We start from the raw sequence: 6,662 nt of genomic DNA on the forward strand, positions 1-6,662 counted from the left end.
TCGACAACCGAGCGCTTGAAACTCTCGCCGTGTCTGGACATGCAAAACCCCCGAAGGTTGTGTCCAACTTTCGGGGGTCAGTTCACTGTGAGGCAGCGGGTTCTCTTTCGGAAATGATGAAGTGCCTTTTCCCGCCGGCCTTCATGGGGCGAGGTTGCGGATGTCTCTGGCCGGCCTTTCGAAGTCATTGAACCGAGAAACTCTTCTAGGCGTTCCAAGCGTACTCTCTTGCATCGCAGTGTGTTCGCGACGTCGTGCAGCCTAGATTGACCCTTACAACTGGCTGCGGCGATCAAGTCCATTTCGAGCCGATCGATATCGCTTCGCAGTTCGCGAGCCTCAGCTTCCCTTAAGCCCTTGATCCATCCAGCCCCGCGCATCGCAAACCCAATCCACCGACACTAGGTGGCACGATGCAGCGAGTTTGCTAACGACCATGCCATGGACCTTCTCGAATTTTATGCATTGCTAATATAAAAAGCCCGCCACCATGAGGCAGCGGGCTTGCGCGGCGGAAAACTTTCCGTGGCGTTAGAGCGACACCAGCACTTCCTGGGATTTCAGATCATCGCCCCACATGACGGTTTCGCCGTAAATGTCTGGACAAGGCTCTGCGTCGGCGCCTTCCTCGTCGTCGGCGTTGTCTAGCTCCAGATCATCGAGGCAGCCAAGCGACGGCTCGTCGTCTGCCGTTTCCTCCAGATCGCAATCTGCCTGCATGAGATCCAGTGCCGTTATCAGGCTCATGGCACGGTCCAGGAGGTCGTTGAGGCGTTTCTCGACGACTGACGCCATACGCGCTGGTCGGCTCGCTGCGGCATGCCGTAGGGCTTCAGCATCCTGATGTGAGCGGTCATGACATGCGCTCCTGATCGAGGAAGGCCAGCGCCGACATCAGGATAGCTTCTGCTACCCGATCAATTAGCGAATGCTCCTGCAGAGCGTAGCGGATCGCTTCTGCAACGCCCCGATTGCTCGTTGCCGGCGGCGTTGCGTGCCACAGCTTGTCATCTAGCGGCCCATAGGTTGCTGCTACATAGGCGTTCTCATTTTCCATAGTCAGGTGATGGCTCGGGATCGCTTCGAACTCTGCCAGCTTGGCATAATATTCGGCGATGGTGTCGGCGAGCGGGTAAGGAGCCTTTGCGCGCGGCGCCAGCGCTACAGCGCCCGCTATTGCCGGCAGAGAGGCCAGTCCGACGAGAAGCCCCGCCGGTCGATGGTTGTTGCCTGTGATGTCATGTTGATGTTCCCAGGAAGGGCTGTTCAGGCCCGCATGGCGAGCAGCGCCATAGCCGGGGTTGAACACTTGCCTGGAAGACAAGCCGAACGCCTTTAAGGTTTCCCTCTGGACATAGCGTCCGCCCCCGGCCATAAAAGCCGAGTTGGACGCCCGCCAAGGCGCTCCACATGCGTCTAGGAAGCCCTGCCAGGGCCTCCAAGTCTCGCGTTTTCGGTGAAGCCGCCCCGCCAAGGGTTGCGCCGCCGTATTCCAGGTCCGGGTGTTCAGCCCACGGACACACTTTGCTTATTCGCCGATTTCGTCAAGCACTCCCTTCGGGGAGCCGGCTTGTGCTCTAGCGAACTTAGCGCGATGCTCTTGCTTCGGCGACTCCCGTATCGCGAGATCCCTCCGGCTTCTGCCTTAGCTTCGTGCTCCAGTTCCCACTGGCTCGCCTCTGGAACCATTTATCCCTTGTAAACTTGTAGTCCATAGGATACGTAAGCATGATCGAAGTCCGACAGACCGACGACTACTCCGACTGGTTCAAATCACTCAAAGACATACAAGCTCGCGCTAGGATTCTCGCGCGGTTGACGCGTGTTTCGCAAGGCACCTTGGGTGATGTCGCGCCTGTTGGAGAAGGGGTAAGCGAGTTTCGGATTCACTACGGCCCAGGCTATCGGGTCTATTTTACCTCTCGGGGTACGACTGTCATCATCCTGCTTGGTGGCGGCGACAAGAGTACGCAGAAAGAAGATATCGCAGCCGCAAACGCATTAGCGAAGAAAGTGTAGGAGTGATCTCATGACCCTAAAGACGAAACGCTGGGACGCATCTGAGCACCTCGACAGCGAAGAAATGATCTTCGCTTACATCAACGCAGCATTCGAGGAATGTGATCCCGCAGTCGTTACAGCTGCTATCGGCGACATAGCGCGCGCTCGGGGAATGACAAACATCGCGAAATTGGCGGGAATGTCACGGGAAAGTCTGTACAAGGCTTTAAGCGCGGACGGAAATCCCGAATTCGCCACGATCATGAAAGTGCTGAAGGCGCTTCAGCTGCATCTAACTGTGGCTGCCGATCCAAAGAACAACGATAATTTGGCTGACGCCTAAGCTCTGGCGGGGGTTCGTTTACTGCCCCCGCCAATTCCTTCATTATTGGCGGGTTGTCCTGTACCGCCGCCTCAGTTCGGCCAACACGAACGTTTCCGATGCTGTAGGAACAGCCTCCGGTCATGCTGCTCTTCCAGCGGCTCCGGCTCTCGATCGGTGTCACCGTCCATGGGCGTCCAGCATCGCAATCAGATGCTCGATCGTGGCTTCAATGCGGTCGCGGAAGGTGCTCAATAGACGCTCCCCCACTGAACGGAGAGCGTGCCGCCGAGTTCGTGGATGGCGCGCACGATGCAGTTATAATTTGCGGTCCCACGCTTTCCTCGCCAGCGTTTGTGCTTGAAATAGCGCTTGGCATTGGCGAACTCATCGAGGTCAGCCATCGAGATGTTCTGCCGCCAACACTCCTCGCGCAGTGTGTCCAACAGGCCGATGCCGGTCGTCTCGTAAGGCTTACGCGGTCTTGAAAGCTTTTGCTGCGAGCCACGGTCGAAAATAGCACGCGATCCATCTCGGGAAACGCTTCGTACAGCACCTTAGTGGTAGCCGTGCGATACAGCTTGCGGAACAGCGTGTCTCTCTGCTGTCCATGTGCTGCTCTTGGTGATTCCGATGCTCACGCACCGGTTCTTGATCGCGCAGCGGCTGCGGTGGGGAAGCGCTCTTGATATAGCGGCATAGTCGGGATAACCGTCCCGGCAAATGCCGTCTTCAGCGTCTGTCCACAGCTTGTAGCCTCTGCATGTCACACCCTGCTTTTGGATCCTTCTTCTGGTCTTGTCCCCGATCGCTTGATGGCGGGCGGCGTTCGCTAGGTACATCAGGCACTCTCCTCTTCATGTGTGTTTTGATCCCTGGAGGTTTGAACCCGACCGCGTCGAACGTTGCGCCGTCGACGCCATGTTTCGGCGCCGCTGCGAATTGTCATAGTGGGTGAACAAAACTGTGCCCGTGAATCCCGCTGTTATCCCCCGCCCATGAACATTATTCCGCTCTACATAGCCGCCATCGCCCTCCTGATGCTCGCTGGCGCGGTCTGACGCTACCGGCAGCGCGACATGTCTTAAGCGGGGGAGCGGCCAGCTGGTCGAGCGTCCAGCCTATTTTGGTAAATGCGCAAGAGTACGTCGCGAGCAGTCTCGGCGCGTTCTCGCGTGCAGCCCATAAGTATTTTTCCGCCCAAGGTTGCGGGCTCGTCGGCAACGTGATCCCATACCATCCAAGCGCCGGCCGGATCGAGAATGCAACTAAATCTATCTGGGCTTTCTTCCATCGACCCATCCCCAATGGGTGGAAGCGTTTCATTATTTTAGCAATCACGCAAGTAATGACCGGCGCGACACCACTATTTCGTTTGGTCAAAGTTAATTGCAGTGCAGAGGAAAGCCTAGCGTACTAGTTGAATGGCATTTTATTAAAATGCCCTTCAAATCAGTATTTGCAGAGTGAGAGGCTAATGCCTCTTCGGCGCACTGTGCCATGGTAGGCTGCTGTTGTTTGGTGCGTGGCGCAGCATCCCGTCCGCTTCACGGTGTTTGGCGGCGAGATTCAATTCCGCGGCAATTTGTGGATCTCCAATCTTACGGGTCCGCCCCGATCGCAGTAGGTGCAGAACAAGGCCCTCTCGACCGAACTGAAAAGCGCGCCCTTGCGTAACCGTCCAGGCGCTTGGTCGCCTGATGGTCGATGCTGGCACGGTCCAGATGGTGAAGAAATACCGCCGGCCGAAGGGAACGGAGCCGCTGCTGCAGAAGCCTGCCTAGCTGGTGCCAAAGGTCGGCTCGCGAGTTCAAGCGGCTTGCGTTTGGCCCCGACTGGGGCGATGCTGAAGGTGGGGGAAATTGCGTATTCGCAAAAATACCTTGCTGGTGGGGACTTCTTGATGTTCGTCGACTTGTACGAAACGCTGGAGATCAGCCCAAACGCCAACTCGGAAACTCTAGAGCGCGTATTCCGTTACTTTGCGATGCGCTATCATCCAGACAATCAGCAGACTGGCGATGAAGCCCGCTTCAGCGAAATTGTGGAAGCCCATAATACGCTCAAAGATCCGGTCAAGCGGGCGCAATATGACGTCGCGTATAGAGACCATGCCGGCCTTCGTCGAGAGTTGACCCAGGAAGCCAGCAACAATAAAGGCTTCGAGCGAGATTTCGAGATTCAAGCCAAACTGCTTTCGCTGCTTTATGCGAAACGCCGGCACGACGTCAGCGATCCTGGCATCGGAGATGTAGAGCTGGAGCGCTTGTCAGACTGTCCGCGAGAACATCTCGAGTTCCACATCTGGTATCTAAAGGCGAAAGGTTGGATCGTCAGAGTGGAAAATGGCACGATCGCCATCACCGCTGAAGGTGTCGATCGCGTCAACTCTGAACGCCGCCGCAATCCGACTATTCGGCTCCTGGATCACCCATCCCCCTAGCTGCCCCTGCGCCGAGGCTTTTGGTTTCCTTCAATCGGGAGAATGGGATTCGGGCCGCTTTGGATAATTATGCAGTTCGCGAGCCAGCACCGCGACAAGCACCGAGCAGTCGAGTTCCTCGTTGAACGAAATGTGCGGGTCGGCCTCTGGCAAGATCTGAGACAAGCGTAGCGATTTCAACCTGGCTGTCTTGGCGGCACGCTCTGCGCATTCAACCTCATTGATCGCTTTCGCGGACCGCACTGCACCTCGGCGATCTCCCAACCAACACATTTCCTGGTAGCCTCATTCTCACCTCCCCCGGCGCAAATTTCTACATTCGGATGAACCATGTCGCCCTTCATTCTGATGAAGCCCAAGCTCAAACAGCGGAGGATCCACATCGAACCCGGTTCGATCCAGAATCTTGCCATGGAAGCGATCTTCGATGATACGCCAGCGCATCAGGGAGAGCCCCGCATAGACGCTTGGCGCCCCGTCCGCGCCTTGGTCCTCGATATGGCAGTGCATCGCCTCGAAGATCACATCATAGACGCTGCCGACCTCCTCGTTGATCTCGTCGGCACCGATTCCCTCACGCTCCGCAGATTTCATCATTTCGTCAGCGAGGTCGCTAACCGCCACTGGATCATCAGTCATCGCGTTGGGCAGGTGCTCTGCCATCCACCGATCGAGAAAGTTGATGCCGCGTGTGCTCATCAGCCGATAAGTTCAAAGCGCATATATTAGGTTCCACTACTTGACCGCTGAGACGGCCGCACCAGACTCCAGTGCATGGCTAGTGGTATCAGATCGGCGATGAGGTGGCGGTCGACGCCACCATTATTCGACGCGTCACTGACGACAGGATCAGCGTGTCGATACCGACCTACGGATTTCCGCATTCCGTTCGGGATAGCACCACGAAGGTGGTCAAAGGTCAGACCATCGAACTGATCGGCAGCGTCACACGGGTCGAGAAGGACGCCGTAACGGTAAGCCTGGGTGGCCCGGTGGTGACGGTCACGCTTGATGTTGTGCGGCTGGTGAAGCTCTAGCTTTCCCGACCTTGCCGCCCTAACGGCTGCTTCGAAAGCGAGAGAAGTTCGGCCTCATCTTTTATCCCGGCCATGTAGTTGGCAATGATCCGAGAGGCCAACCGGCCCTGCGCATCGGGTGTTGGTCGTCGACGAGTTTAAGCTGCTCGAAAACGCGCCCTAGCAAGGCCAATTCGGCAGGCTTAAAAATCCCGGCATCCACGGCTTTTCGTCTGATGGGCATAACTAGTGTTCTTCCCTCACCGTCTCAAGCCGCCAACCTGAAATCGGTTCCGGAACATTTTAGCTAAAGTGAATGTTTCAATGGTTATGAAGATCGAAGCCGACGAATGCCGGGCAGCGCTGACGCTCATCCGGCGCACTATCGAGGATCACTGTCCGCCCGGCGTGCTGCCCAGCGAGGAAGCGGTGAACGGTCTCTATGGGCCGGGCTCATGGATGAGGCGGAAGCGCTGGCTGCTGCCATCGTCGCAACGATCGACCAGATGCAATTGCGCGTGATGGTGAAACCACCGTCTCCTAGTATCAAATAGAGACCGACACAGGGAAGTTCGCTTGTTGGTCGCTCGACGGTGGGCTCGCACCGACCGGGGCAGGTGATGCGAGCCCGGCCGAGTCTTGCGGGACCTCGACCAGCAGCGATCACCCACTCGCTGCCGTTCTATCAACAAGCCCCCAAATTCCAGGTTCCGCTAATGTACAAAAAGCCCACCAACCGTTGAGGTAGTGGGCAGTTTTGGGAGACACTGATATGGGAACAGTGCGACCGCCCGAGGTAGTGTGCTGAGAGTTCTGCAAATTCGCTGAGAGAGGGCGGTCATGGCAGGCTGGTGATGTTCAACGTCACCGATTCCCTGGA

The 6,662-nt window shown here is 56.9% G+C and carries 8 protein-coding genes; 4 read left to right on the forward strand and 4 right to left on the reverse strand.

Annotation, left to right across the window (positions count from 1 at the left end):
* Window positions 1–531: 531 nt before the first annotated feature.
* Together NKJ77_RS32170 and NKJ77_RS32175 are read right to left on the reverse strand one after the other, a co-directional pair.
* The gene (locus NKJ77_RS32170; RefSeq protein WP_352536373.1) at window positions 532–795 is read right to left on the reverse strand and encodes a hypothetical protein; all 264 of its coding nucleotides are present in this window, start codon (window positions 793–795) and stop codon (window positions 532–534) included.
* 58 nt (window positions 796–853) lie between these two features.
* Entirely contained in the window at window positions 854–1,324 is a 471-nt protein-coding gene (locus NKJ77_RS32175; protein ID WP_352536374.1) for a hypothetical protein, read from the reverse strand.
* 404 nt (window positions 1,325–1,728) lie between these two features.
* Between NKJ77_RS32175 and NKJ77_RS32180 the strand changes: the two genes are divergently transcribed.
* On the forward strand, window positions 1,729–2,019 hold the full coding sequence (locus NKJ77_RS32180) for a type II toxin-antitoxin system RelE/ParE family toxin (RefSeq protein ID WP_352536375.1): 291 nt from the start codon (window positions 1,729–1,731) through the stop codon (window positions 2,017–2,019).
* A gap of 10 nt (window positions 2,020–2,029) precedes the next feature.
* Window positions 2,030–2,344, forward strand: a complete 315-nt coding sequence (locus NKJ77_RS32185; protein ID WP_023730761.1) for an addiction module antidote protein — start codon at window positions 2,030–2,032, stop codon at window positions 2,342–2,344.
* Between the two features lie 230 nt (window positions 2,345–2,574).
* On the opposite strand, the gene NKJ77_RS32190 is transcribed toward NKJ77_RS32185, so the two are convergent.
* Window positions 2,575–2,727, reverse strand: a complete 153-nt coding sequence (locus NKJ77_RS32190) for a hypothetical protein (protein ID WP_352536376.1) — start codon at window positions 2,725–2,727, stop codon at window positions 2,575–2,577.
* 1,223 nt (window positions 2,728–3,950) lie between these two features.
* On the opposite strand from NKJ77_RS32190, the gene NKJ77_RS32195 reads away from it, so the two are divergent.
* Window positions 3,951–4,766 (forward strand): J domain-containing protein, encoded by an 816-nt coding sequence (locus NKJ77_RS32195; RefSeq protein ID WP_352536377.1) that lies wholly within the window; start codon window positions 3,951–3,953, stop codon window positions 4,764–4,766.
* Between the two features lie 291 nt (window positions 4,767–5,057).
* Here the strand turns inward: NKJ77_RS32195 and NKJ77_RS32200 are convergent, their stop codons facing one another.
* Window positions 5,058–5,465, reverse strand: a complete 408-nt coding sequence (locus tag NKJ77_RS32200) for a DUF768 domain-containing protein (RefSeq protein WP_352536378.1) — start codon at window positions 5,463–5,465, stop codon at window positions 5,058–5,060.
* 104 nt (window positions 5,466–5,569) lie between these two features.
* Between NKJ77_RS32200 and NKJ77_RS32205 the strand changes: the two genes are divergently transcribed.
* Window positions 5,570–5,803: a hypothetical protein gene (locus NKJ77_RS32205; protein WP_352536379.1), complete on the forward strand. Its 234-nt coding sequence runs from the start codon at window positions 5,570–5,572 to the stop codon at window positions 5,801–5,803.
* The last annotated feature ends 859 nt before the right edge of the window (window positions 5,804–6,662 follow it).

Origin of the sequence: Mesorhizobium sp. M0052, assembly GCF_040323255.1 — a bacterium.
Taxonomy (GTDB): domain Bacteria; phylum Pseudomonadota; class Alphaproteobacteria; order Rhizobiales; family Rhizobiaceae; genus Mesorhizobium.